The sequence below is a fragment of the Pseudomonas sp. PDM27 genome (genome assembly GCF_019219205.1).
Taxonomy (GTDB): domain Bacteria; phylum Pseudomonadota; class Gammaproteobacteria; order Pseudomonadales; family Pseudomonadaceae; genus Aquipseudomonas; species Aquipseudomonas laurylsulfatiphila.
In genome coordinates, this window is record NZ_JAHUWF010000004.1 from 264,516 (window position 1) to 286,761 (window position 22,246).

The window sequence follows — 22,246 nt, forward strand, 5'->3', positions numbered from 1 at the left end:
GCATGTCCCTTAAGCACTTTATCCAAATCACCAAACCGGGGATCATTTTCGGTAACGTGCTTTCTGTGGCAGGCGGATTTTTCCTGGCCTCCAAAGGGCATGTCGATCTGGCCATCTTCCTGGCCGCCATGATCGGCACGTCCCTGGTGGTTGCCTCCGGTTGCGTGTTCAACAACTGCATCGACCGCGACATCGACATCAAGATGGAGCGCACCAAGAACCGCGTGCTGGTCCAGGGCTTGATCTCCCTGAAACTGGCCCTGATCTATGCGACCGTCCTGGGTGTCGCCGGCGTTGCCCTGTTGTACAAGGTGGCCAACCCGTTGGCTGCACTGTTCGCCGTCATCGGCTTCGTGATCTACGTCGGCTTCTACAGCCTGTACCTCAAGCGCAAGTCGGTTCACGGCACGCTAGTGGGCAGCCTGTCGGGCGCCATGCCGCCGGTGATCGGCTACGTCGCGGTGAGCAACACCTTCGACATGGCTGCGCTGACCCTGCTGGTGATGTTCAGCCTGTGGCAGATGCCGCATTCCTATGCCATCGCGATCTTCCGCTTCAACGATTACCTGGCCGCATCGATTCCGGTGCTGCCAGTGAAACGCGGGATCGAAGTGGCCAAGAAGCACATCCTGATCTACATCCTGGCCTTCCTCGTGGCGACCTTGATGCTGACCTTCAGTGGCTACGCCGGCATGAGCTACCTCGCCGTCGCCGCGGCCATGGGCATGTACTGGCTGTACATGGCCTGGACCGGCTACAAGGCAGTGGATGACACGGTCTGGGCACGCAAGCTGTTCGTGTTCTCGATCTTCACCATTACCGCGTTGAGCGTGATGATGTCCCTGGACTTCAAAGTGCCGACCGAGTTGCTGCTGACGTACGCGCCTTAAGGTTTAGATGCTGTAACGAAAAGCCCCGCCTTCGAGAGAAGAGCGGGGCTTTTTGTTGGGGCCAATTTTGAGTACAGCACCAACCCCCCTGTAGGAGCTGCCGCAGGCTGCGATCTTTTGATCTTGACCTTTGACGGAACTGACATCGCTGAAAATCAAAAGATCGCAGCCTGCGGCAGCTCCTACAGGGGGGGCGAAGTTAACCGGCAAGGATGGGGGCGGCAATCGTAGCGATCTGCTGGCCGGGGATGGCCGGGACACCGCAATCCCTGTGGGAGCGGGCTTGCTCGCGAAGGCGGTGTGTCAGGCAATATTGATGCTGGATGTGACGGCCTCTTCGCGGGCAAGCCCGCTCCCACAGGATTGAGAGCAGTCAGTTATTTATGGGGTTTATCCAGCAACCGGAAAAACCGCTCACGCACCTGCAGACTATCGCTATGCGCCACATTGAAACGAAGGAACTGACTGGCATTCGGTCCTTTGCTCAGCAATGTCCCCGGCGCCAATACCATGTTGTTCTCCAGCCCTTGTCGTGCCAGGTTCTCGGCATGCAATCCATCCGGCAACCGCGCCCAGATAAACACGCCTTCGCCGGGCAGCGAGGAAAGTGAACACCCGGCCTCCGCCAGCCAGCCGGCCACTCGACTGTTGGATTCATACAACCGGTCCACCGTGCGCCGCGCATGTTTGGCGTAGCTGCCGTCATTGAGCATGGTGCAGGTGATCTGCTCCGCCAGTTCCGAGGTCACGCCACCGCAGGCCATTTTCAGGGCGACCATGCGTGCCGCCAGTTGCGGTGACAGTACGGTGTAGCTGACGCGGCTGTTGGCGGTCAGGGTCTTGGAGAAGCCCGACACATAACTCACATTGTCCAGCCCGCTGGCCGCCAGACGCGGGGTGCGGCGTTGCTGGATGTCGCAGTACAGATCGTCTTCGACGATGTGGAAGCCGTGGCGGTGGCTCAGTTCCAGCAAGCGGTAGACCTGGGCCGGGGAGAACGAGTGGCCGGTGGGGTTATGCAGTGTGCTGTTGGTCATGTACAGCACGGGTTTGTGGGCGATCAGCAGTTGCTCGAGCGCGTCGAGGTCCATGCCGTCGCAATCCCGGGCGATGGTGATGACTTTGGCCCCGTGCAGCGCCAGGTTGGCGTGCATGTTGAAGTAGCAGGGGTCATCGAGCAGTACGGTGTCGCCGGGTTTGACCAGCAGGCGCATCAGCAGGTCGATGGCCTGCATGGTGTTGGCGGTGGTGATGATCTGGTCCACCGGCGCTTCGATGCCGAAGGTCGCCAGTTTGACCCGCAAAGCCTGGCGCAAAGGCAAGTAACCGCCGGCCACGCCGTACTCGCCCATGCGCAACGACGTAGCTCGCAGAGTACTGCGCACGGCTTTCTGCAATTCTTCGGCGGGCAGCCACGAGGTTGGCAGGAAACCGCAGCCGGGGCGCAGCGCGCCGTTGTCCAGCAGCAGTGCGCGGCGAATCACGCTGAGGGTGTCCTGAGGTTGCAGGTCCGGGCCGGTACCACTTTTCAGCGCCGCTTCGGAGCGATGCACGTAATGCCCCGAGCCCTGGCGCGACACCACCAGCCCCTTGGCCCGCATGCGGTCCAGGGCATCGACCACCGTGGACTTGCCCACGTTCATCAAGTCGGAGAGTTCGCGAATCGGCGGCAGCTTGGCGCCGTGGGGCAGGCCCCCGGTGCTGATGGCTTGCGTCAGCTGATCGACGATCTGCTGCACCAGCGGCGCGCCGGGCTGGAATTCAATGGCTTTGATGACTGCTCGTTGAACCTGCATTTTACTGGTCTCTCCGGCAGTAAAGTTCGTTGGATTCTATACGAACTTGCCCTGATCAGGACAAGCCTCTCTCTCTACCATGCCCTTACAGACTTTTCTGAATGTCGGCCTTGGTTGGCGGGCGTTCATCCGGTTCCTGAGGTGCTGCATGAGTGTCGAAACAACCGTCGCGGTAGCCAAGCCGGTCATTAACCTGCGGTTATTCACGATCCGGATCATCACGGCTGTCTCGCTGTTCGCGGTGCTGGGCAAGGCCAACGTCTGGCTCGACACGGCCACCAACAGCATCCTGGCCCTTGGATATCGTGCCCTGTTGCTGTTGTTGCCCCTGACTTTACTGGTGCTTGGCCGCCGCTCCCTGAGCGTCACGCTGCTGTGTGCCGGCCTTGGACTGGTGCTGCTGGCGCTAACCAGTAATCAAGGCATGGTGATGTTTGCCGCCGCACTGTTTGCCTACGGCATTGCCATTGCCGGTTACCTGATCAAGAGCGAGGCGGCCCAGACCAAGGAAGGCGCGGCCTACAACCGCGTGGCCATGAACATGGGCAGCCTGGTGGCCGGTTTGATCCTGCTGTCGCCGCTGCTCACGCCTACGATGTTTTTCCTCGGTGCGGCGGCGTTCGTGTTGCTGTGCCTGCCGATCGCCCTCGGCGCGACCTTCACCACCGAGCCGGTGCTGGCCCGCCCGGCCAGTCAGGTCGGTAGCAACTGGGGCAACAAACTGCCCTGGGTGATCGCCGGGATCATCATGGGCATCAAGCTGTTCGGGGTGTTCTCGATCCTGCCACAGGCGATCCTGCTCAAGACCGGCGAGCTGCCGGCCTGGTACGGCCTGATGCTGATCCTCAACAGCGCCGTGGTGGTCTTCGCCCAGGTGCCGGTAATGAAGCTGATCGAGCGCACCGGACGCTTCAAGGTCGTGGCGGTGATCGGGATCATCGTCGGCGGCTTTGCCGTGTTGTCTTCGCCCGCCGCGTTCCACGTCGAAACCCTTGTCGGGGCGCTGATCTGGGTGGCGTTGCTGTCGATCGCCGAATGCGCCTTCAGCTACCTCGATTACTTCTCGGTCAAGCAAAACAACATGTTCGTCAAGGAAGTGTCCCTGGGTGTAGGGGCCGGGCTGACCGTGTTGATCATGCGAGTGGTGCCGGCGCCGGACAACGCGCTGGTCCTCGCCGCCATCGGCGCCGGCGGGATCCTGGCCTGGTACTGGCTCAACCGTCAATCCAATGCGTCGTTGCATGACTGAGTCATCGCCGTTGCGGTTTTCACTTTGCAGGTCGGGGGCATTATGAATACGACTTCATGCGTGGTAGTGGTCGGTTACAACGGCAATCGGGTTCACGACATCCAGAAACTGCGCGAACTGTGCAAGTCGCTCTACAACGCCAGGCTTATCCTGCTGGTCGAGAAGATTCAGCCCCACGACGACCAGGTGGCCGATCACGTCTGCAGCACTTCGCTGGCGGAGAAAGACGTGGCGACATCCCTTGAACTGGTGGTGGGGTGCCTGAATGCCGACAGCTGGAAGCTGATCGGCGTACTGCCGTTCTCCGATCGCGGTGTGCTGCTCGGTGCAGCGCTGGCCAGTCACTTCGGTCTGCCGGGCATTACCCCGGACGAAGCGCGGGCGGGCCTGGACAAGCAGATCTTTCGCCGGCTCGAAGCGACGGCCAGTAGCACCCCCGAAGAATATCGGCCGGTGTTTTCCGTGCGGGTCGAAAGCCTGCCGGAACTGCGCCAGCGCGTCGTCGAACTGGGCGGCAAGGCCTTCATCAAGCCGGCCTGCGAAGGGGCGAGCCGAGGCTGTCGCGTGATCCATCACCCTTCGGAGTGCGATGACGCCTGGCTCGCACTCAAGCCCTACCGCGAAGGCGGCATCGTCCTTGAAGAACTGGTGCAGAACGCCCGCGAATACAGCTGGGACTGCGTGGCCGGCAGCACCTGGGTGACTGAAAAAACCACCACCGAAGGCGCCTACCGCGCAGAGATCCAGCAAGTCGTCCCCGCGCCGCTTTCGGCTGAGGTCCAGGCACGCTTGATGGCTGCCGGTCGGCATATGGCGGGTCTGGTGTCCCGGGACAACGGTGCCTGGCACAACGAAGTGTTCCTGCGCCGCGACAACCTGACCAGCGCCGTGGAAACCAACATGCGCCCTGGCGGCATGCACATCTGGGACCTGGCCAGGCACGCCTTCGTCAATTTCGATCCGTGGGAGCGCTGGGTGCGCTGGGCGGTGGAAGGCAAGACCGAGCAGCATGAGCCAGTGGCTCGCGGCTACTGCGGCATTCGCCTGCTCAGGGCGCCGGCCGGCGGCATCCTGCGGGCAACGCCAGACATCGAGACCCTGGCCCGCGCACTGCGCATCGACCTGATGGAAGGACAGTACGCCAAACGTATTGGCGACTCGGTCAGCGCGTTGGTCAAAGACAACTTCTCATTCATCGGCCACATCGTGTTGTTCAACGAACACTACGGGCAACTGAGCAACGACCTGTTGCGCCTGGCCGAGTCGATTGAGTCACGCATTGAGGTGACTTGCCTGGCACCGGCCACCCGCGCCGTGTGCTGAGCCCGCAAGCACCCGTTTTTTGCATTACCGATCAAGAGGGTTCGATCAATGATCCAGCACATGACCTGCGATGAACGCTTCATCGCCCTGGCCAAAGAGTTTGGCTATGACATCTATGGCGAAAACACCGCAGGCGGGCATTACGCGCCGCTGATCCGTCATCACGATGAGCTGTACATCAGCGGCCTGGTGCCACGCATGAACGGCAAGATCCATTACCCCGGCCGGGTAGGGCTGGACCTCAACATGGCCGATGCGCAAGCGGCCGCCAGCATCAGTGCGATGCGCGGGTTGGCGTTGATTGTCGATGCCATCGGTTCGCTGGACAAGATCAAGTCATTGATCCGGGTAACGGTCTATGTGAAGTCCACGGCGGATTTTGTCGACTTGAGCGAAGTGGCCAACGGCGCCTCGGATGTGTTCAGTCACGTGTTGGGTGATGCCGGTAAACATACGCGCACTACAGTCGGTGTTTATCAATTACCCAAGAATGCCGCGATAGAAGTGGACATGATTGCTGCCTTGCGCCCATCGGTTTTGTAAAAAATTTCCAGACTTTACAGCGCTGAACCTATAACTTAAGGTTTAGCGCTAAAGTGTGGGAAATAAAAAGAAAGGACGTGCGAATGGATAACTTTCAAGGTGCGTTTTTTTCATATAAAGACTTTCGTCAGAGCCTGCATCATCGACAGCAAAGTGCCAAGGTGTGGAAAGGCACTGAGCTGGCGGGAATGCGTCAGACCCTTGAGGCCAGCGACGTTGATATTGTCGCGTTGGCTCACGACAAGAGCATTGACGGCTGTGCCGTGACGCCCGGGATGGCGATCGCCATGCAATGGCTGAACCCCGGTGTGACGCTCAACGGTCATGCCCATTCCTGGTGGCATCTGTTCGTTATCCAGTGTGGCAGCGGCGTGCTGACCCTCGGCGATGCCGATGAGGTCGACGTCAGCAGCGGCGACGTGCTGCTGGTGCCGGCCTGGACCCGACATGGCTTCGTCAACACCAGCAAACACGAGCCTCTGGCGATGCTCAACATGAGCAACATGCCACAAATGGCACTGCTCTCGAACTTTGCCGACAGCCATGGCCTGATCACCACCCAGCCGTAATTTCCCAACGCATCAACCCAGGGAGCCAACCTTCGTTGGCTCCCTTTTTTTTGTTTTAGAGGCCTGCCCCTGTATCCCCATTTGCAGCGCTTTTGGCTGCGTGTCTGCCGGTAAAAAACAACTTTCTGTATCGATTGAAACGGACAAATTCTGTATCTATTCAGCCTTCATTCAACTAACTACGATCACTTCCAATGCACGTTAATCCCTGCAGTCAGTGAATGGAGTGCTCTATGGAAAACAGGAAGCTCAAACTGTATGTCGGCGCCGATCATGTCAGCGCTTTTGCGATGTCGGCTTTTGTCGTGCTCAAGGAAAAGCAACTTTCATTTGAACTTGTCACGGTGGATCTGAAATCACGCGAAAACTATAGGGCGAGTTATCGCGATCTTTCGTTGACCTGCAAAATTCCAACCTTAGTTCACGACGATTTTGCCTTGTCGGAATCCTCGGCAATTGCCGAGTACCTCGACGAACTCTGTCCGGGGCATAAAAGTCTCTATCCACAGGGTCTCCAGCAGCGTGCCCGCGCCCGTCAATTGCAGGCCTGGTTGCGCAGCGACTTGCTGGTAGTGCGCAAGGAACGCCCGTTTGACCTGGTGTACTTCGGCAAGAAAAACACCGCGCTGTCCGACGAGGCCCAAGCCGCCGTCGAGCGGCTGTTGTTCGTCGCCGACCATTTGCTGGAGGAGGGCGCCGAGCATCTGTTCGGTGACTGGAGCATTGCCGACACCGACCTGGCAATCATGCTCAACCGCCTGGTTGCCAACGGCGATCCGGTGCCGGTACGGCTCCAAGCCTATGTGCGTCGCCAGTGGGACCGCGACAGCGTTCGGGCGTGGATGGACATAGAGCGCAAAGCGCCGGCCATCGCCTAACAACACTCAGGGCAACCACCAGGAGCGCGGCCATGCAAGGACTGTCGGAGCACGAACGCTACAAACCCTATAACTCACGCACCATCCGCGACACGCCTTACTGGCACAAGCTGACGCCGGCATTGCAGGAGGCCATGACCGTGGTGGCCCGGGTCATGCCGTTTCGCACCAACGAATACGTGCTGGGCACGCTGATCGACTGGAACAACATTCCGGACGATCCGGTTTTCCGCATGACCTTCCCCCACAAGGACATGTTGCTGCCAGAGGAATATGCCTCGCTCAAGCAACTGATCGAGCTGGATGACAGCGCGGCGATCAAGCGCCGGATCGAGGTGATCTGGTTGCGCATGAACCCGCATCCGGCCGGGCAGTTGACCCACAACGGCGTCACGCTCAACGGCAAAGTCCTGCCGGGCATCCAGCACAAGTACCGCGAGACCGTGCTGTTTTTCCCCGGTGCCGGTCAGACCTGTCACGCGTACTGCACCTTCTGTTTCCGCTGGGCGCAGTTCATCGGCGAGGAAGAACTCAAGTTCAACGCCCGAGAGTCCCAGGAACTGGTCAGTTACCTGCGGGTGCATACCGAAGTCACGGATGTGCTGATTACCGGCGGCGACCCGATGATCATGAACACCCGCTCGCTGGCCGGTTACATCGAGCCGCTGCTGCAATTGCCACACCTCAAGAGCATCCGCATCGGCACCAAATCGGTGGCGTACTGGCCGCAGCGTTTTGTCAGCGACAAGGATGCGCCCGAGCTGCTGGCGCTGTTCCAGCGCATCGTCGCGGCGGGTAAGAACCTGTCGATCATGGGCCACTACAACCACCCGGTGGAGATCCGCCAGGCCATTGCCCGCCAGGCGATCGAGCGCATCCGCTCGACGGGCGCGACGCTGCGCATGCAGGCGCCGGTGATCCGCCACATCAACGAAAATCCCGCCGATTGGGCCGCGCTGTGGACTGAAGGCGTACGGCTCGGGGCCGTGCCTTATTACATGTTCGTCGAGCGTGACACCGGCCCCAGCCACTACTTCGCGATGCCGCTGGCCCGGGCCTTCGAGATCTTCCAGGCGGCGTACCGCACGGTGTCGGGGCTTGCGCGAACGGTGCGCGGGCCGTCCATGAGCACCTTCTACGGCAAGGTGTTGATCAACGGCATCGAGACCGTCGCCGGGGAAAAAGTCTTCGTCCTGCAGTTCCTCCAGGCACGCAATCCGCAATGGGTGTTGCGCACGTTCTACGCGCGCTTCGATCCGCAAGTGACCTGGTTCGATGACTTGCAACCGGCCTTCGGCGAGCGTTCGTTCTTCTTTCAGACCGAGCTCGCCGCCGTGCCGGAATTGATACCGGTGTTGCTGGAAACGGCGTAGGAACATTCATGAGCAATGGGGAGATATGGAAATGAGCAGTATCCCGTTTGATCAGCGCGAAGGTGTCATCTGGCTCGACGGCGAGTTCGTCGAGTGGTCCCGGGCGCAGTTGCATGTACTGACCCATGGCCTGCATTACGCGAGCACCGTGTATGAAGGCGAGCGGGTCTACAACGGCAGGATCTTCAAGCTGCGCGAGCACAGCGAGCGGCTGTACCGCTCGGCGCACCTGATGGACTTTGCCATCCCCTATGAGCTGGCCGAACTGGAAGCGGCGAGCCATGAACTGCTGCAACGCAACAAGGTGGTCGAGGGTTATCTGCGCCCGGTGGCCTGGCGCGGCAGTGAAATGATCTCCACCTCGGCGCGCTTCAACCGTGTGCACGTGGCCATCGCCTGCTGGCAGTGGCCGAGCTATTTCGACCCGGCGGCGCGCATGGCCGGCATCCGCTTGAAAACCGCGAGCTGGCGCCGTCCGCCACCCTGCAGCAGCCCGTTCGAGGCCAAGGCCTCCGGGCATTACCAGATCGCCACGCTGAGCAAGCACGACGCCGAGAACACGGGTTACCACGATGCGCTGATGCTCGACTGGCGCGGCCACGTCGCTGAAGCCACCAGCGCCAATGTGTTCTTCGTCAAAGGCCGGACGCTGCACACCCCGCTGCCGGATTGTTTTCTCAATGGCATCACCCGGCAAACCGTGATCGGACTGGCCAGGGCGCTGGATTATCAGGTGGTCGAGCGGACGATCTTGCCTACGGAGCTTGGCGACTTCGACGAGTGTTTTCTCACCGGCACCGCCGCCGAAATCACCCCGGTGCAGAGCATCGATGAGCGCCGTTATCGACCGGGCGACGCCTGCCGCGACTTCATTGCCGCCTACACCTCAACCGTAAACGCCTGATCACCTGCCAGGAATCTCACCATGTCAGATCAAGGGATTGTTGCGTCTCAACCTTACATTTCGCTCGGCCATCGTCATGAAGAGCTGTCGACGTTGGGCTGGACTGTGCTGACCCCGGAAGAATTTGCCGATGATGTCGTAGGCACCTTGCATGAGTTCGGTCCGATCATTCCGCAGTTCAACGGCCAGATGGCCTTTCCCATCACTCGCAAGCCAGGTTACGAAGACTTGCCGTATTCCCAGAGCATGAACGGCATTGGCCCCCACACCGAAGCGCCCGTGTACGGGCCGCCGCCGCGTTATCTGGCGTTGCATTGCCATAAGCAGGCCACGTGCGGGGGCGGGCACACTGGTTTGGTGGACGGCTACGAATTTCTCAAGTCCCTGGAGCGCAGTGAACCAGAACTGCGTGAGTGGCTGGATGACACGCCGGTAGAATTTGTCGCCACCGCCAAACCCGGCGAGCCGGGACAACGGCGGGTCAAGGAATACATCCTCACGCCTACGGAGGACGGGGATATTTTCCGCTTCAGCTACAACCAGTTTCACTACGGCGATGTAAACCCGTCCAGGGACGCTCTACAACAATCCCAGGTCGCCAACAGCACCTCGCCGCTGGCCAGGTTTGCCGCGCTCGGCGAGGCCTACTTCGTCGAGCACAACATTCCGGTGCTGATTCCCGACGGATGCCTGCTGATTTGGGACAACTGGCGGATGATTCACGCCCGCAGTCGTTACACTGATCCGGCGCGCAACCTGACCCGCTATTGGCTGGCCTGATTTTTCCGGCGCCTTTCATTCTTTTGGCGTACCCCTTGGCGGGTACGCGTCTTACAGGTATCGCGTCATGCAAACAGCAATCGAGATCGCCCAGGTCGATCATCAACTGATCGTGCGGCTCAACCAGGCCTGGACCAGGCGCGCCTCCGTTTGTGCGCCGGACAGGGCCCAGATCATTGAAGCGTTCGACCCGCTGCGCCCGGATTACCCGGAGTGCATGGTGCCGTTTTTCCATCACCCGACATTCCGGGCCTTGAGTGACGAGCTCAAAAGCAGCGTGGTGACCTGGGGCTGGATCGGCTACAACCTGCGCACCGTCACCGCCGAAGAACACATTGTCAATCCGGCCCTCAGCGTCATTGCCAATCAGTACCTGGGCAAGGACGACTGGCATTTTCGCGAGGCCATGCAACAGACCCTGATCGACGAGCACTACCACACGCTGATGCACCTGCGCGCCATCGAACGGACCAGGCTGGAGCGGGCGCTGGATCAGGATCTGGATCTGCCGCCGTCCGTCACTTACCTGCGCCTGAAGGCCTTGCAGGCAGAGCTGACCGAGCAATGGCAGCGGGATCTGGCGGCGATCACCTTTGCGGTGGTGGCCGAGATCAGCGTCAACGCCTATCTGGATTTGCTGGCGGATGACCAGAGCATCCAGCCGCAGAACCGCCAGGTGGCCGAGCTGCACAACCGCGACGAATACGCTCACAGCAAGGTGCTGGCTGAAGTGGCGAAGGTCATGTACGCCAATATGCAGCCGACTCAGCGGGAATTTTTCGCACGCAACCTGTCGGTGGCGCTGAGTGCCTTTATCGCCCAGGACTACTCGATGTGGGAGGCGATTCTGACGCAGCTCGGGGTCGAGGAGGCGGCGTTGATCATTGCCGACACCCGCGAAAGCAACAGGAACGCGACCATCATGCGCGACTACAGCGGGCTGCATAAACTGGCACAGGACCTGGGCATCAGCGAGCAGATCGACTTCGACTTCCGTCCGACCCTCAAAACCACGGCGGCCGCCTGAACCCGGAGGTGTCTATGTCCACGCCTGTGTACGAAGTGTTCGCCATCCGTGTCGGCGCAAACGCCCAGCGCACCGCCAGGGAGAATTTTCTCTACGACGCCTGTTGCGGTGATCCGAATGCGCCGATGCCGCTGGATTACTACTTCTGGGTCATCCGCAACGAGCAGCAGGTGATCGTGGTCGACACCTGTTTCCAACCGGCCACGGCGCACCGGCGCAATCGCCAGATGTACCGCCTGCCGGAGGAATCCCTGCGGCAATTGGACATCGATCCGGCCCGAGTCGAGCACCTGATCCTCACCCATTTGCACTGGGACCATGCCGGCAACCTCGGGTTGTTCCCGAAGGCGACCGTGCATTTGCAGGAAGCGGAACTGCGTTTTTGCACCGGGCCGAAAATGTCCCATCGCACGGTGAACAAAACCTACGAGGTCGAGGACGTGATGTCGGCGCTGCCGCCGCTGTTCGAAGGGCGGATGCGTTTGCACACGGGCGTCGTCGAGGTCGTTCCCGGCGTGACCTTGCACCCGGTGGGCGGGCATACGCCCGGCAGCCAGGTGGTGCGGGTGAATACTGAGCGCGGCTGGATTGTACTGGCCTCGGATGCCGCGCACCTGTGGGTCAACATTCGTGAGCGCAGTCCGTTTCCGATCCTCGATGACCTGGCGCAAACCCTCGAAGCCTTCACCGAGATCGACCGCCTGGCCGACAGCCAGGACCACGTCATCCCCGGCCACGACCCGCTGATCGCCGAGCGCTTTCCGCACTGGAATGATGACCCACATATCATTTGCCTGCACCAACCCCCGAGCTGAAGATCACCTCAAACCCTGTGGGAGCGGGCTTGCTCGCGAAAGCGGTGTGTCAGACACAGCAATTTTCAATGCACTGACGCCTTCGCGAGCAAGCCCGCTCCCACAGTGCCGGTGTTAACCCTGAGCTTTCAGGATACGTCCCAACGCCTGCAGTGCCTCATCGATCCGCGGCGAATACGGCGCGCCGCAGCCAATGCGCACAAAGTGATCGAAACGCTCGGTGTTGGAAAAGATATCCCCAGGGGAAATCTGGATGCCGACCTTCAGCGCCTCGTGAAAAAACGCCATGGATGAATGCCGGCGAGGCAATTCCACCCATAACAACGTGCCGCCTTGTGGGTGGGTCACGCTGGTGCCGATGGGGAAATAGCGGGCGATCGCCGTGCTCATCTGCGCGCGTTGTACGGTCAGGGTTTTCCTCAAGCGCCGCAGGTAACGTTCATAAGACGCTGTGCGCATGAATTCGCTGACCGCCAGTTGCGATATCAGCTCGCACCCCCGCGACTGCGTGTGCTTGAGCATCTCCACACGGTCGTGCCATTTGCCGGCGCTGATCCAGCCCAGGCGCATGCCCGGTGCCAGGGTTTTGTTCAGCGAGGCGCAATAGATCACGTTGTCGGTGCGGTCCCAATGTTTGAGCGTGGACAGCGGCTGCTCGGTGTCCACCAGGTCGCCGTAGGTGTCGTCCTCGATCAGCACGGTGTCGTGCTCGGCGCACAGTTTCACCAGCCGTGCCTTGTTGGCGTCGGGCATGATGCTGCCCAGCGGGTTTTGCAGGTTGGGAATGACGATCAACGCCTTGACCCGCTCAGGGCCTTGCAGCAGCAGTTCCAGGGCTGCCAGATTGAGCCCGGTGTGGGCCGAGGCCGGGACTTCCAGTACCCGCAGGCTCAGGCTTTCGAGAATTTGCAGCAGACCGTAGAAGGTCGGCGACTCCACGGCCACGGTGTCGCCCGGGCGGGTGACCGCACGCAAGGCCAGGTTGATCGCTTCGGTGGCGCCGTTGGTGATCACGATCCGTTCGGGGACCAGGTGGGTCTTGCTGGCCAGCGCCCGCCGCGCCAGGAGGTGACGCAATGCGCTGTTGCCGCAGGTCGAGCCCGCGGCGCCGAGCAGGCGGGTGTCGTAGCGCAGCGACTTGATCATGTTGTCTTGCAGGGTCTTCAGCGGATAAAGCTCCGGCGCGCAGTAGGCGCTGGCGAAATTGACCTTGACCGTTGCGCGCTGGCTGGCCTTGAGCACCGTTGAGACCTGTTGATGAATGCCGACATAGGCGCTGGTATCCAGCGCTGGCGCCGAGGCAACCGGGGCGGGCCTGGGCAGGGTGTCGGGCTGGCGAATGTAGTTGCCGGAACGCGGTCGGGCTTCCAGCACGCCGCAGTCTTCCAGTTCCCGGCACACCTGCACCGCGGTCGACAGGCTGACGGCGTGTTTTTCCATCATCAGGCGGATCGAGGGCAAGCGTTCACCGGTTTTCAAGGTGCCGCTGCGGATAGCGTCCAGATAGTGATTGGCCAGTTGGCGATACAAAGGGGTCGTGTTCATGATGACCTCAGCAGTTGCACCACCGAGGTCTGGGCTGGAAAGTGAGTTGACGCTCCCCGCAGGCGGACCCGTGGTGCTCATGGGTGAAGGGAAGTGTTGTTGTGCGTCGATACTGGAAGAGTAATCGCGGTTTTGCCCGAATCACGGGCAATAAAAAGCCCTGCGCTAGGGCAGGGCTCTTATTTGAGTCAGTGAGTGACCTGTGGCGAGGGAGCTTGCTCCCGCTGGGTGGCGAAGCCGCCCTGATCAAGTTACCCGCGTTACTTCAGAAAAACCGAGTTCACCGGGTTTACGACGGCTGCGCCGCCGAGCGCGAGCAAGCTCGCTCGCCACAGGCAGCCCTCTGACCACAGGGCGCCTTACTGCGCAGCGATGCTGTACCCATCGAACGCCGTCTGCTGTTGCAGGGCGGTGATGATGTTCTTGCGGTTGACCGCTTGCTCGGCGCCGCTGTTGTCCAGGAACGTCTCGCTTTCCAGTTCCGCCTCTTCGCCTTCGCCAACGAAGGTGAAACCGAGGAACTCCAGGGCTTCACGGTCGACGTTCAGGCGCGAGCGCGGGGTGCGCAGCGGCAGGGTGACGCTGATGCCGTCCTTGCTGATGGTGAACACTTCGATTTCTTTCTTGGCCTTGGCGGCCTTGCTCTTGCCACCGCTCGGGTTGCTGATGGCCTGGTGCGTCTGGTTCAGCACCTTCAGGGCCAGGCCGTAGACGATTTCCTGGAACGCCGGGTCGTCCTTGAAGCTGGAGAGGATGCGGCTGATCGGGAACTTGCTGCTCAGGTCTTCCAGCGCGGCGATGTCGGCGGCTTCGGCGTCCTTGAGTTGCTTGAGCTGGCCCATCAGTTCATAGGCCTTGTCGTCGTCGAAGCTGTCGTGGGCCTGCCGAATGGCGGCGCGCAGTTCGCGGATCTGGTCACTTTCGCGGGTGGACTGGAACGCGTCCAGCACCATCTCGCTGATGGTTTTCGCCTGGGGTACGTGTTGTGAAAGATTGATGGAGTTTTCGTATTCCGCTTTGGACGACAAGGTGACTACGGATTCAGCGGTGTTGGAATCGGACATTGAAATTTCACTACTTTTTTCAGCTTGAATAGGGGCGAGAAAGCCCGGGGGCTTTTTCAGGCCGCCTAATCTATTGGACCGGGACCGCGTTGTCACGGATCAACAGGCGGCTGGTCATGTTTTTGCTTTGTAGAGGGCTGACCACAGATTCTTTGGCCAACCCGGATCCCTGTGGGAGCGAGCTTGCTCGCGATGGCAATCTGTCAGGCCCCTTGATGTTGGCTGACACTCCCTCATCGCGAGCAAGCTCGCTCCCACAAAAAGCCCCGCGACCATGACGAAGCGGGGCTTTCTGATTACCGAGAGAAATGACGCGATTATGGGTGCAATAGCTTCTGCGCCCGTTTATCCGCCAGATGCTGAACCACCAGCCGTCCGATCAGCACCAGCAACGTCAGCGAGATCAACAACACCGAAATCGCCGCGACGCTCGGGTCGACGTTATCGCGCAAGCCGCTCCAGATGCGCTTGGGCAGGGTGTCGACGTTGACGCTGGTGATGAACAGCGTCACCGCCACTTCTTCCCAGGACAGGGCGAAACCCAACAGCGCGGTGGAGGCCAGACCCAACTTCAGGTTCGGCAGGATCACCATGAACGTGGTCTGCATCAGGCTGGCGCCAAGGTTGCGCGAGGCCAGTTCGATGCGCCGGTCGATCTGACTGAGGGCCACCAGCATGGTCACCACGCCGTACGGCACCACCATGATCACGTGGGCAATCACCACGCCGGTCAGGGTGTCGTAGCCCATGCCCGGGGCGAAGCGACCGAGCTTGGTCTCCATGAAGTACAGCACCAGCGCGGAAATCACCGGCGGGATCGCCATCGGCAACAGCACCAGGCCGATCAGGGCCGTGGCCCATTTGGAGCGCATGTACCAGATGCCGAGGCTGAAACTCGCGGCCAGCAAGGTGGCGATGACGCTGGTGGCGAAGGCGATGGTCAGGCTCTGGCTGATGGCGTGGAACCAGTCCGGGTTGCTCACCAGCGCTTCGTAGTGGCGCAGCGACCAGTTGCCTTCGGGCATCGACAGGAAGCGCTTGCTGGTGAACGACACCGGAATGACCGTCAGCAGCGGGAACAGCATGAAGGCCATGGCGACCACGGCCAACAGCCGCGTACTCAGGCTTGTGCGATGGGTATTCATAGTGATCTCAGCCTACCAGTCGGTTGACGCGGGTCATTTTCAACAGCACCCAGATCAGCGCGCTGACCAGGGCCAGCAACACCACGCTCAGTGCCGCGCCCAGGCCCCAGTTGCTGGTCTGGAACATTTGCAGGAACACATACTCGGCGATCATCACCGTTTGCCCGCCACCCAACAGCACCGGGGTGATGAAGAAGCCCAGACAGAACACGAAGACCATGATGAACGCCCCCAGAATGCCCGGCAGGGTCTGCGGCAGCAGCACTTGCCAGAAGGTGCGCAAGGCACCGGCCCCCAGGCCGCGCGAGGCCATGAGCACACGCTGGTCGAGTTGACGCATGGTCGACAGCAGCGGGAACACCGCGTACGGGATCATCACGTGGAGCATGCCGATGACCACGCCGATTTCATTGCGGCTCAGTTGCAGCGGCTGATCGATCAGGCCCATGCCCATCAGGCCGTTGTTGAGCACGCCGTTGCTGCGCAGGGCGATCAACCAGCCGAAGGCCCGCACCAGCACGGAAATCCAGAACGGAATGAAGATGCAGATCTCCACCACGCGCTGCCAGAACGGCGGGCTGAACACCCAGCAGTAGGCCAGCAGGTAACCGATCATCAAGGCCAGGCCACTGACGGTCAGGCACAGGCGCAACGTGCGCCAGAGCATCTCGTGGATCGCCGGGTCCGTGGCGATGCGCTGGTACTGCTCGATACCCGGCGTCGGCAGCGAGAAGCTCCAGCCGACCACGCCGAGGAACGGCAGCACATAGAAGACCAGCAGCAACACCGGCAGCGGAAACAGCAGCAGGCCGCGCTCCAGGCCCGGCGAGCTGAAGCGGGGCTTGGGGGCGGTCAGGGTCGAGGTCAGGGTGGTGGTCATGGTCACAGGCTCACTTGGACAACCGCGTCAGGTACTCTTCCAGGGCTTTGGAGTAGTTGTCGGCGTACCACTGGGCGTTGAGAGCGATCTGCTTTTTCAGGTTTTCTTCAGAGGCGCAGTTGGCTTCCAGTTGCTTGGCCGACATCAGCTTCTCCGTGGCGCTGTTGGAAGGCCCGTTGCCCAGCAGTTCGAACAGCTTGAGCTGGCCTTCAGGCTGCAAGGCTTGCTGGATGAACTGCATGGTCGGTTGAGTGCCGCCGGGGTTGCCGTTCAATACCGCCCAACTGCTGGAGTTGATGAAGCCGTTGTCGAAGCTCCAGCGCACGCGGTTGTCGGTGTCTTCGCTGAGCAGCTTGGCGCGGGTGTGCCAGATCGCACCCACCGACACCTCGCCGTCGACCATCAGTTGCTGGCTTTCGGCACCCGAACTCCAGAACGACAGGACGTGCGGCTTGATCTCGTCGATCTTCTTCAGCGCCCGTGGCACGTCCAGCGGGTACAGCTGGTCAGCCGGAACGCCGTCGGCCAGCAACGCCGCTTCGAGCATGCCGTTCATCCATTTGTACAGCGTGCGCTTGCCGGGGAATTTCTTCACGTCCCAGAAATCGGCCCAGGTCTTCGGCCCGTTTTCACCGAATTTTTCGCTGTCCCAGGCCATCACGTAGCTGAACTGGTAGCTGGCGATGCCGAAGTCGGAGGAGAGCGCCGGGGCTACCTGATCGCGCTTGATGGTGTTGTAGTCCAGTGGCTGCAGGATCTTTTCCCGGCCCAGCACGATGGCGCTGTAGCTCTCGACGTCGACTACGTCCCAGCTCGGTTGGCCGCTGGCCAGCTGAGAGCGGATGGCCCCTTCGGTCGGGCCGGCACCGTCGATGCGCACCTGGATGCCGGTGTTTTTGGTGAAGGTGTCGGTCCACGCCGAACGGAATGCGTTCAGGGCGTCGCCGCCCCAGTTGACCACCACCAGCGGCTTGTCCGCCGACCAGCTGATGCCGCTGCGCAGCGCCAGGGGCACCGCTGCCAGCAGGCCCATGGCCTGGATAAAGGTGCGGCGGTTGATCTGACCGTCGCGGGCCTTGTCGATAAGCACTTCGATGCAGTCTTGTTGGTGATCCTGGCGCATGGGCAAGTCCTCAGTCGGCCGGTGCCTGCGTGGGCACCGGCCTTTTTGTTGTCATTGGAAGAGAGCTTTGTGACGCAGTTTTTTGGGGGTTCAGGCCTGAAGCAGGAAGCTTTGCTGCACAGGCCAGCTCAGCCACACCGGCGCGCCGCTGGGCATCGACGCGCCCGGGTGATTGCCGGGTACGGACAGGTTGATCGGCAGCGTGTCGCCGCCGACCTTGAGTGCCAGGTGGGTGCTGGAGCCTTGATAAACCTTGTCGGTGAGTTGTGCGGGCATCACGTTGTAGCCGTCCCGGGTCGGGCACTCGCTGTGCAGCTCCATGTGCTCGGGGCGCACGGCCAGCACAATCGGTGCCGCACTCAGTGCGTTCGGCGCCTGGGCATGCAATACGCTGGTGCCGCAGCGGCCGCTGGCGTTCTGGCCGTTGCGGGTCAGGTTGTCCAGCGGGAACAGGTTCATCTTGCCCAGGAACTCGGCGACGAAACGGCTCTCGGGGCGGTTGTAGATGTTTTCCGGGGTGTCGACCTGGGTCAGCTTGCCGTGGTTGAAGATCGCGATGCGCGAGGACAGCGCCAACGCTTCGTTCTGGTCGTGGGTGACGAACACGAAACTGGTGCCGACCTGACGGTGGATGCGTTGCAGCTCGGTTTGCAGTTGTTCGCGCAGGTTCTTGTCCAGCGCCGACAGTGGTTCGTCGAGCAGCAGCAGTTCCGGCTCGAACACCAGCGCCCGGGCAATCGCCACGCGCTGCTGCTGACCACCGGACATCTCGGCGGGCTTCTTGTGCATGTGCGCACCGAGGCCGACCACTTCAAGGATGTGCTTGACCCGACGATTGCGTTCTTCAGCGGGGACTTTGCGGATGCGCAGCGGGTAGGCCACGTTGTCGGCCACGCTCATGTGCGGGAACAGCGCATAACCCTGGAACACCATGCCGTAGTTCCGCTTCTCGGCGGAGCGCCGGATGATGTCGACGCCTTGCTCCATCAGCTTGCCCGAGGTCGGGCTGAGGAAACCGGCCAGAATCATCAGCAAGGTGGTTTTGCCCGAGCCGGACGGACCCAGCAGGGTAAGAAATTCACCTTGGCGAACGTCGAGATCGACGTTATCCAGCGCCGCGAAACGGCCGTAATACTGGCTGATACCTTGAGCGCTGAGCTGGATCGCTGAACGGCTGGACACAATGAGGTTCCTCTTTTTATTGCCCATAAGACGTACGAGGACGGATGCGAATCCGAAATGGGCTTTGGGCTTATTATTGTTAAAAATATCGCTACATCAATGGAATTATTTTGCTCGTATTGGTTAGTTTTATTGAACAAATGGACCGGGGATTCCATGCAGCCCAGAGGCCCTGAAACAGAGCCTTCCCCTGTGGGAGCGGGCTTGCTCGCGAAGGCGGCGTCACATTCAACCTTTTTGGTGACTGACACACCGCTTTCGCGAGCAAGCTCGCTCCCACAGGGGAATGTGATGTGCTTTTACAGGGTGTCCTGCCAGGTCTGGCGGGATGACTGCAGCTGGGTCTTGACCCAGTTGCTGAAGGCCTGGACCACGGTGCGGTCCGCCTTCTGCGGGTCGGCGACCAGATAATAGCCACGGTGCAGGTCGATGCCGATGTCGAACGGGCGCACCAGCAAACCCTTGGATAACGCGTCACCGCTGATCAGGTTGTCACCGATGGCGATGCCCTGGCCGGCAATGCACGCGGACTGGGCGCAGTGCGCATCGGAGAACAGGATGCCGCTCGTCGCATTGACCCCGGAAGCCCCCGCGGCGGTCAGCCACACGCGCCAGTCGGAGTAGTCGGTCATGTGCAGCAAGGGGTAGCTGCTCAGTTCCTGCGGGCTTTTCAGACCACCCAAGGCGTTGATCAGGCGCGGGCTGCACACCGGGAAGAAGCGCAAAGCCACAATCTCTTCAACATTCATTTCCGGCCAGTCGCCAATCCCGTAGGCGATGAACAGGTCGACGTTGTGGTTGTTGGTGTCGTCGGGTGTGCGCGGGGAAACCAGTTGCAACTGCACTTGCGGGTACTGCCGTAAAAAAGCACCGATGTGGTGACACAACCAATAGGTGGCGAACCCCGGCGCGCAACTGACGCATAGCCGCCCGGAGATTTCCTGGTCGTCGACCAACTGCCCGGCGTCGAGCAGGTTCAAGAGAATCCCGTGCACTTCCCGCGCATAACGTTCGCCCTGATACGTCAGGCCGATGCCTCGGCCAATGCGCTCGGTCAGGGCGAAACCGACACACTCCTCGAGCTTGCTGATCTGGTGGCTGATGGCGCTGCGGGTCAGGTTCAGTTCACGGGCCGCGACCGACACGCTGCCCAGACGGGCAACCGCATCCAGCGCACGAAGGGCTGTCATCGAAGGAAAACGCATAAATCATCCCATTGAATGTTTGAAGACATGAGCCAGACCTGTGGCGAGGGAGCTTGCTCCCGCTCGACTGCGAAGCAGTCGCAAATGTATGCCGAGGTGAATCGGGTTTTAGGGCCGCTGCGCAGCCCAGCGGGAGCAAGCTCCCTCGCCACAAGGTTAGCGCTTGCTCTTCTGTATGGTGACGTAAATCGAACAGTCAGGCCAAAAAAAATCGATTGTTGTATCGGTTGATTCAACAATACTAGCCCCATTCGTCGTTGGGCCTCGCTGGCCCCTTATCCAAGAGGTGCTGCATGACCCGTTGTGCCGAGGCGCTCGTTCAGTTGCTGGAAGGCTATGGTGTTGAAACCGTCTTCGGCATTCCCGGCGTGCACACCGTCGAGTTGTATCGTGGCCTGCACGGCAGTCGCCTGAAGCACATCAGCCCGCGCCACGAGCAGGGCGCCGGGTTCATGGCCGACGGTTATGCCCGTGCCAGCGGCAAGCCCGGGGTGTGCTTCATCATCACCGGGCCGGGCATGACCAACATCATCACCGCCATGGGCCAGGCCTATGCCGACTCGGTGCCGATGCTGGTGATTTCCACCTGCAATCGTCGCGAACACCTGCGCCTGGGCCATGGCCACCTGCACGAAATGCCGGATCAGCGCGCGCTGGTCGCCGGGGTCTGCGCCTTCAGCCATACGCTGCAACACCCGTCGCAATTGCCGGAAGTGCTGGCACGGGCCTTTGCCTTGTTCGGCTGTACGCGGCCGCGTCCGGTGCACATCGAGATTCCGCTGGATGTGCTGGAAATGTCTGCCGACGGGCTGGACCTGCGCCCGCGTTCATTGCCGGCCGCGCCGGCCCCGGCGCTGGAAGCCATCGATGACGCCGTGGCCCTGATCAACAACGCCAAGCGTCCGTTGATTCTCGCCGGTGGCGGTGCGCGCCGGGCCAGTGAGGCCCTGACCGCACTCGCCGAACGCCTGCAGGCCCCCGTGGCGCTGACCACCAACGCCCGCGGTTTGCTGGCCCCTGAACATCCTTTGTTGCTCGACGGTGTGCAGTCCTCGGCCCATGGTCGCGAGCTGTTTGCCGAGGCCGACCTGGTGCTGGCCGTCGGCACCGAGCTGGGGGAAACCGACTACGACTTTTTCGGCCTTGGCCCTGTGCAGTTCAAGGCACCGCTGATTCGCCTGGACATCGATCCCATGCAAATACTCGGCGTACAAGCGGCCACGGTCGGCTTGCTGGGCGATGCCGGTCAAGGCTTGCTGTTGTTGCTCGATCGCCTGCCGCAGCGCCAGGCCGATCCAGCCTGGGCGGCTGAGCGAGTGGCCCAGGTTAACGCCCTCGAACACGCCGGCTGGAGCGCCAGACAATCCCGTATGCAAGCGCTGCTCGATACCCTGCGCGATCACTTGCCGCAGCCACTGATCGTCGGCGATTCGACCCAACCGGTGTACCAGGGCGCGCTCGGCTATCGGGCGCCAACCCCCAATAGCTGGTTCAACGCTGGCAGCGGCTACGGCACCCTCGGCTACGGTTTGCCCGCCGCCATCGGCGCCAAGCTGGCCCAACCCTTGCGCCCGGTGGTGGCGTTGGTCGGCGACGGTGGCTTGCAGTTTTCCAGCGCCGAACTGATCGCCGCCAAAGAGGCCGGCGTCGGCGTGATCCTGCTGCTGTGGAACAACAGCAGCTACGCCGAAATCCGCGACTACATGAACGCCAAGGCGGTGCCGTTGCTGGGGGTGGACATCCTCACGCCGGACTTCGCCGCCTTCGCGCAAAGCTGCCACGTCAGCCACCACCGGGCACGTGATCTGGGCGGTTTGCGCGAACTGCTGGGGCAACTCGGCAGTAGCGTTGAGCCGGTGATGATCGAGGTCGACGCTACAACCTTTCTGGCTGACTAAAACAACAACAATTTTTTCAGGTCGCCGACACGCACAACGTCGGCAGACCTTTCAATC

Annotated in this window: 20 protein-coding genes; 12 read left to right on the top strand and 8 right to left on the bottom strand. The window is 61.1% G+C overall.

The features are described 5' to 3' along the window. Positions 1–2: 2 nt before the first annotated feature. A complete protein-coding gene (gene cyoE / locus KW838_RS11390) occupies positions 3–890 on the top strand; it encodes a heme o synthase (protein WP_102701087.1) in 888 nt (295 codons plus the stop codon). Positions 891–1,267: 377 nt separating this feature from the next. On the opposite strand, the gene KW838_RS11395 is transcribed toward cyoE, so the two are convergent. Then, positions 1,268–2,686: a PLP-dependent aminotransferase family protein gene (locus KW838_RS11395; protein WP_218501112.1), complete on the bottom strand. Its 1,419-nt coding sequence runs from the start codon at positions 2,684–2,686 to the stop codon at positions 1,268–1,270. A gap of 148 nt (positions 2,687–2,834) precedes the next feature. On the opposite strand from KW838_RS11395, the gene KW838_RS11400 reads away from it, so the two are divergent. The 10 genes from KW838_RS11400 to KW838_RS11445 all read left to right on the top strand — a co-directional run bounded on the left by KW838_RS11400 (position 2,835) and on the right by KW838_RS11445 (position 12,147). Continuing rightward, complete coding sequence (locus tag KW838_RS11400) at positions 2,835–3,935, top strand: hypothetical protein (RefSeq protein ID WP_218501113.1); 1,101 nt, start codon at positions 2,835–2,837, stop codon at positions 3,933–3,935. Between the two features lie 42 nt (positions 3,936–3,977). Continuing rightward, positions 3,978–5,258, top strand: a complete 1,281-nt coding sequence (locus tag KW838_RS11405; RefSeq protein ID WP_218501114.1) for an acetyl-CoA carboxylase biotin carboxylase subunit family protein — start codon at positions 3,978–3,980, stop codon at positions 5,256–5,258. Between the two features lie 48 nt (positions 5,259–5,306). Further along, on the top strand, positions 5,307–5,801 hold the full coding sequence (locus KW838_RS11410; RefSeq protein ID WP_102701083.1) for a RidA family protein: 495 nt from the start codon (positions 5,307–5,309) through the stop codon (positions 5,799–5,801). A gap of 83 nt (positions 5,802–5,884) precedes the next feature. After that, positions 5,885–6,370 (top strand): cupin domain-containing protein, encoded by a 486-nt coding sequence (locus KW838_RS11415; protein WP_102701082.1) that lies wholly within the window; start codon positions 5,885–5,887, stop codon positions 6,368–6,370. A gap of 233 nt (positions 6,371–6,603) precedes the next feature. Continuing rightward, entirely contained in the window at positions 6,604–7,248 is a 645-nt protein-coding gene (yfcF, locus tag KW838_RS11420; protein WP_218501115.1) for a glutathione transferase, read from the top strand. 32 nt (positions 7,249–7,280) lie between these two features. Further along, on the top strand, positions 7,281–8,621 hold the full coding sequence (locus KW838_RS11425) for a KamA family radical SAM protein (RefSeq protein WP_218501116.1): 1,341 nt from the start codon (positions 7,281–7,283) through the stop codon (positions 8,619–8,621). Positions 8,622–8,652: 31 nt separating this feature from the next. Then, positions 8,653–9,525: a branched-chain amino acid aminotransferase gene (locus KW838_RS11430; protein WP_218501117.1), complete on the top strand. Its 873-nt coding sequence runs from the start codon at positions 8,653–8,655 to the stop codon at positions 9,523–9,525. A gap of 21 nt (positions 9,526–9,546) precedes the next feature. Then, on the top strand, positions 9,547–10,305 hold the full coding sequence (locus tag KW838_RS11435) for a TauD/TfdA family dioxygenase (protein WP_218501118.1): 759 nt from the start codon (positions 9,547–9,549) through the stop codon (positions 10,303–10,305). 67 nt (positions 10,306–10,372) lie between these two features. Next, on the top strand, positions 10,373–11,332 hold the full coding sequence (locus KW838_RS11440; protein ID WP_218501119.1) for a diiron oxygenase: 960 nt from the start codon (positions 10,373–10,375) through the stop codon (positions 11,330–11,332). 14 nt (positions 11,333–11,346) lie between these two features. Next, the gene (locus KW838_RS11445; RefSeq protein WP_218501120.1) at positions 11,347–12,147 is read left to right on the top strand and encodes an N-acyl homoserine lactonase family protein; all 801 of its coding nucleotides are present in this window, start codon (positions 11,347–11,349) and stop codon (positions 12,145–12,147) included. A gap of 114 nt (positions 12,148–12,261) precedes the next feature. Here KW838_RS11445 and KW838_RS11450 read toward each other — a convergent pair whose 3' ends face one another. The 7 genes from KW838_RS11450 to KW838_RS11480 all read right to left on the bottom strand — a co-directional run bounded on the left by KW838_RS11450 (position 12,262) and on the right by KW838_RS11480 (position 20,291). Beyond that, entirely contained in the window at positions 12,262–13,692 is a 1,431-nt protein-coding gene (locus tag KW838_RS11450) for a PLP-dependent aminotransferase family protein (protein ID WP_102701076.1), read from the bottom strand. Positions 13,693–14,051: 359 nt separating this feature from the next. Next, a complete protein-coding gene (locus tag KW838_RS11455; RefSeq protein ID WP_218501121.1) occupies positions 14,052–14,756 on the bottom strand; it encodes a hypothetical protein in 705 nt (234 codons plus the stop codon). A 317-nt stretch (positions 14,757–15,073) separates the two neighbouring features. After that, entirely contained in the window at positions 15,074–15,901 is an 828-nt protein-coding gene (locus KW838_RS11460; RefSeq protein WP_015093575.1) for an ABC transporter permease, read from the bottom strand. 7 nt (positions 15,902–15,908) lie between these two features. After that, positions 15,909–16,781: an ABC transporter permease gene (locus KW838_RS11465; RefSeq protein ID WP_095965821.1), complete on the bottom strand. Its 873-nt coding sequence runs from the start codon at positions 16,779–16,781 to the stop codon at positions 15,909–15,911. 10 nt (positions 16,782–16,791) lie between these two features. Next, a complete protein-coding gene (locus KW838_RS11470; RefSeq protein ID WP_218501122.1) occupies positions 16,792–17,904 on the bottom strand; it encodes an ABC transporter substrate-binding protein in 1,113 nt (370 codons plus the stop codon). Between the two features lie 90 nt (positions 17,905–17,994). Continuing rightward, positions 17,995–19,086, bottom strand: a complete 1,092-nt coding sequence (locus KW838_RS11475) for an ABC transporter ATP-binding protein (protein ID WP_102701074.1) — start codon at positions 19,084–19,086, stop codon at positions 17,995–17,997. 299 nt (positions 19,087–19,385) lie between these two features. Further along, positions 19,386–20,291, bottom strand: a complete 906-nt coding sequence (locus KW838_RS11480) for a LysR substrate-binding domain-containing protein (protein WP_102701073.1) — start codon at positions 20,289–20,291, stop codon at positions 19,386–19,388. Between the two features lie 293 nt (positions 20,292–20,584). Here KW838_RS11480 and KW838_RS11485 point away from each other — a divergent pair, with 293 nt between their 5' ends. Beyond that, positions 20,585–22,189 (top strand): 5-guanidino-2-oxopentanoate decarboxylase, encoded by a 1,605-nt coding sequence (locus tag KW838_RS11485; RefSeq protein WP_218501123.1) that lies wholly within the window; start codon positions 20,585–20,587, stop codon positions 22,187–22,189. Positions 22,190–22,246 lie beyond the last annotated feature (57 nt).

Coding starts and splice junctions, on each gene's coding strand:
- KW838_RS11480 (WP_102701073.1), bottom strand. CDS start 20,291: ATGCGTTTTCCTTCGATGACAGCCCTTCGTGCGCTGGATGCGGTTGCC.
- KW838_RS11470 (WP_218501122.1), bottom strand. CDS start 17,904: ATGCGCCAGGATCACCAACAAGACTGCATCGAAGTGCTTATCGACAAG.
- KW838_RS11455 (WP_218501121.1), bottom strand. CDS start 14,756: ATGTCCGATTCCAACACCGCTGAATCCGTAGTCACCTTGTCGTCCAAA.
- KW838_RS11465 (WP_095965821.1), bottom strand. CDS start 16,781: ATGACCACCACCCTGACCTCGACCCTGACCGCCCCCAAGCCCCGCTTC.
- KW838_RS11445 (WP_218501120.1), top strand. CDS start 11,347: ATGTCCACGCCTGTGTACGAAGTGTTCGCCATCCGTGTCGGCGCAAAC.
- cyoE (WP_102701087.1), top strand. CDS start 3: ATGTCCCTTAAGCACTTTATCCAAATCACCAAACCGGGGATCATTTTC.
- KW838_RS11435 (WP_218501118.1), top strand. CDS start 9,547: ATGTCAGATCAAGGGATTGTTGCGTCTCAACCTTACATTTCGCTCGGC.
- KW838_RS11450 (WP_102701076.1), bottom strand. CDS start 13,692: ATGAACACGACCCCTTTGTATCGCCAACTGGCCAATCACTATCTGGAC.
- KW838_RS11395 (WP_218501112.1), bottom strand. CDS start 2,686: ATGCAGGTTCAACGAGCAGTCATCAAAGCCATTGAATTCCAGCCCGGC.
- KW838_RS11400 (WP_218501113.1), top strand. CDS start 2,835: ATGAGTGTCGAAACAACCGTCGCGGTAGCCAAGCCGGTCATTAACCTG.
- KW838_RS11485 (WP_218501123.1), top strand. CDS start 20,585: ATGACCCGTTGTGCCGAGGCGCTCGTTCAGTTGCTGGAAGGCTATGGT.
- KW838_RS11430 (WP_218501117.1), top strand. CDS start 8,653: ATGAGCAGTATCCCGTTTGATCAGCGCGAAGGTGTCATCTGGCTCGAC.
- KW838_RS11440 (WP_218501119.1), top strand. CDS start 10,373: ATGCAAACAGCAATCGAGATCGCCCAGGTCGATCATCAACTGATCGTG.
- KW838_RS11415 (WP_102701082.1), top strand. CDS start 5,885: ATGGATAACTTTCAAGGTGCGTTTTTTTCATATAAAGACTTTCGTCAG.
- KW838_RS11405 (WP_218501114.1), top strand. CDS start 3,978: ATGAATACGACTTCATGCGTGGTAGTGGTCGGTTACAACGGCAATCGG.
- KW838_RS11460 (WP_015093575.1), bottom strand. CDS start 15,901: ATGAATACCCATCGCACAAGCCTGAGTACGCGGCTGTTGGCCGTGGTC.
- yfcF (WP_218501115.1), top strand. CDS start 6,604: ATGGAAAACAGGAAGCTCAAACTGTATGTCGGCGCCGATCATGTCAGC.
- KW838_RS11425 (WP_218501116.1), top strand. CDS start 7,281: ATGCAAGGACTGTCGGAGCACGAACGCTACAAACCCTATAACTCACGC.
- KW838_RS11410 (WP_102701083.1), top strand. CDS start 5,307: ATGATCCAGCACATGACCTGCGATGAACGCTTCATCGCCCTGGCCAAA.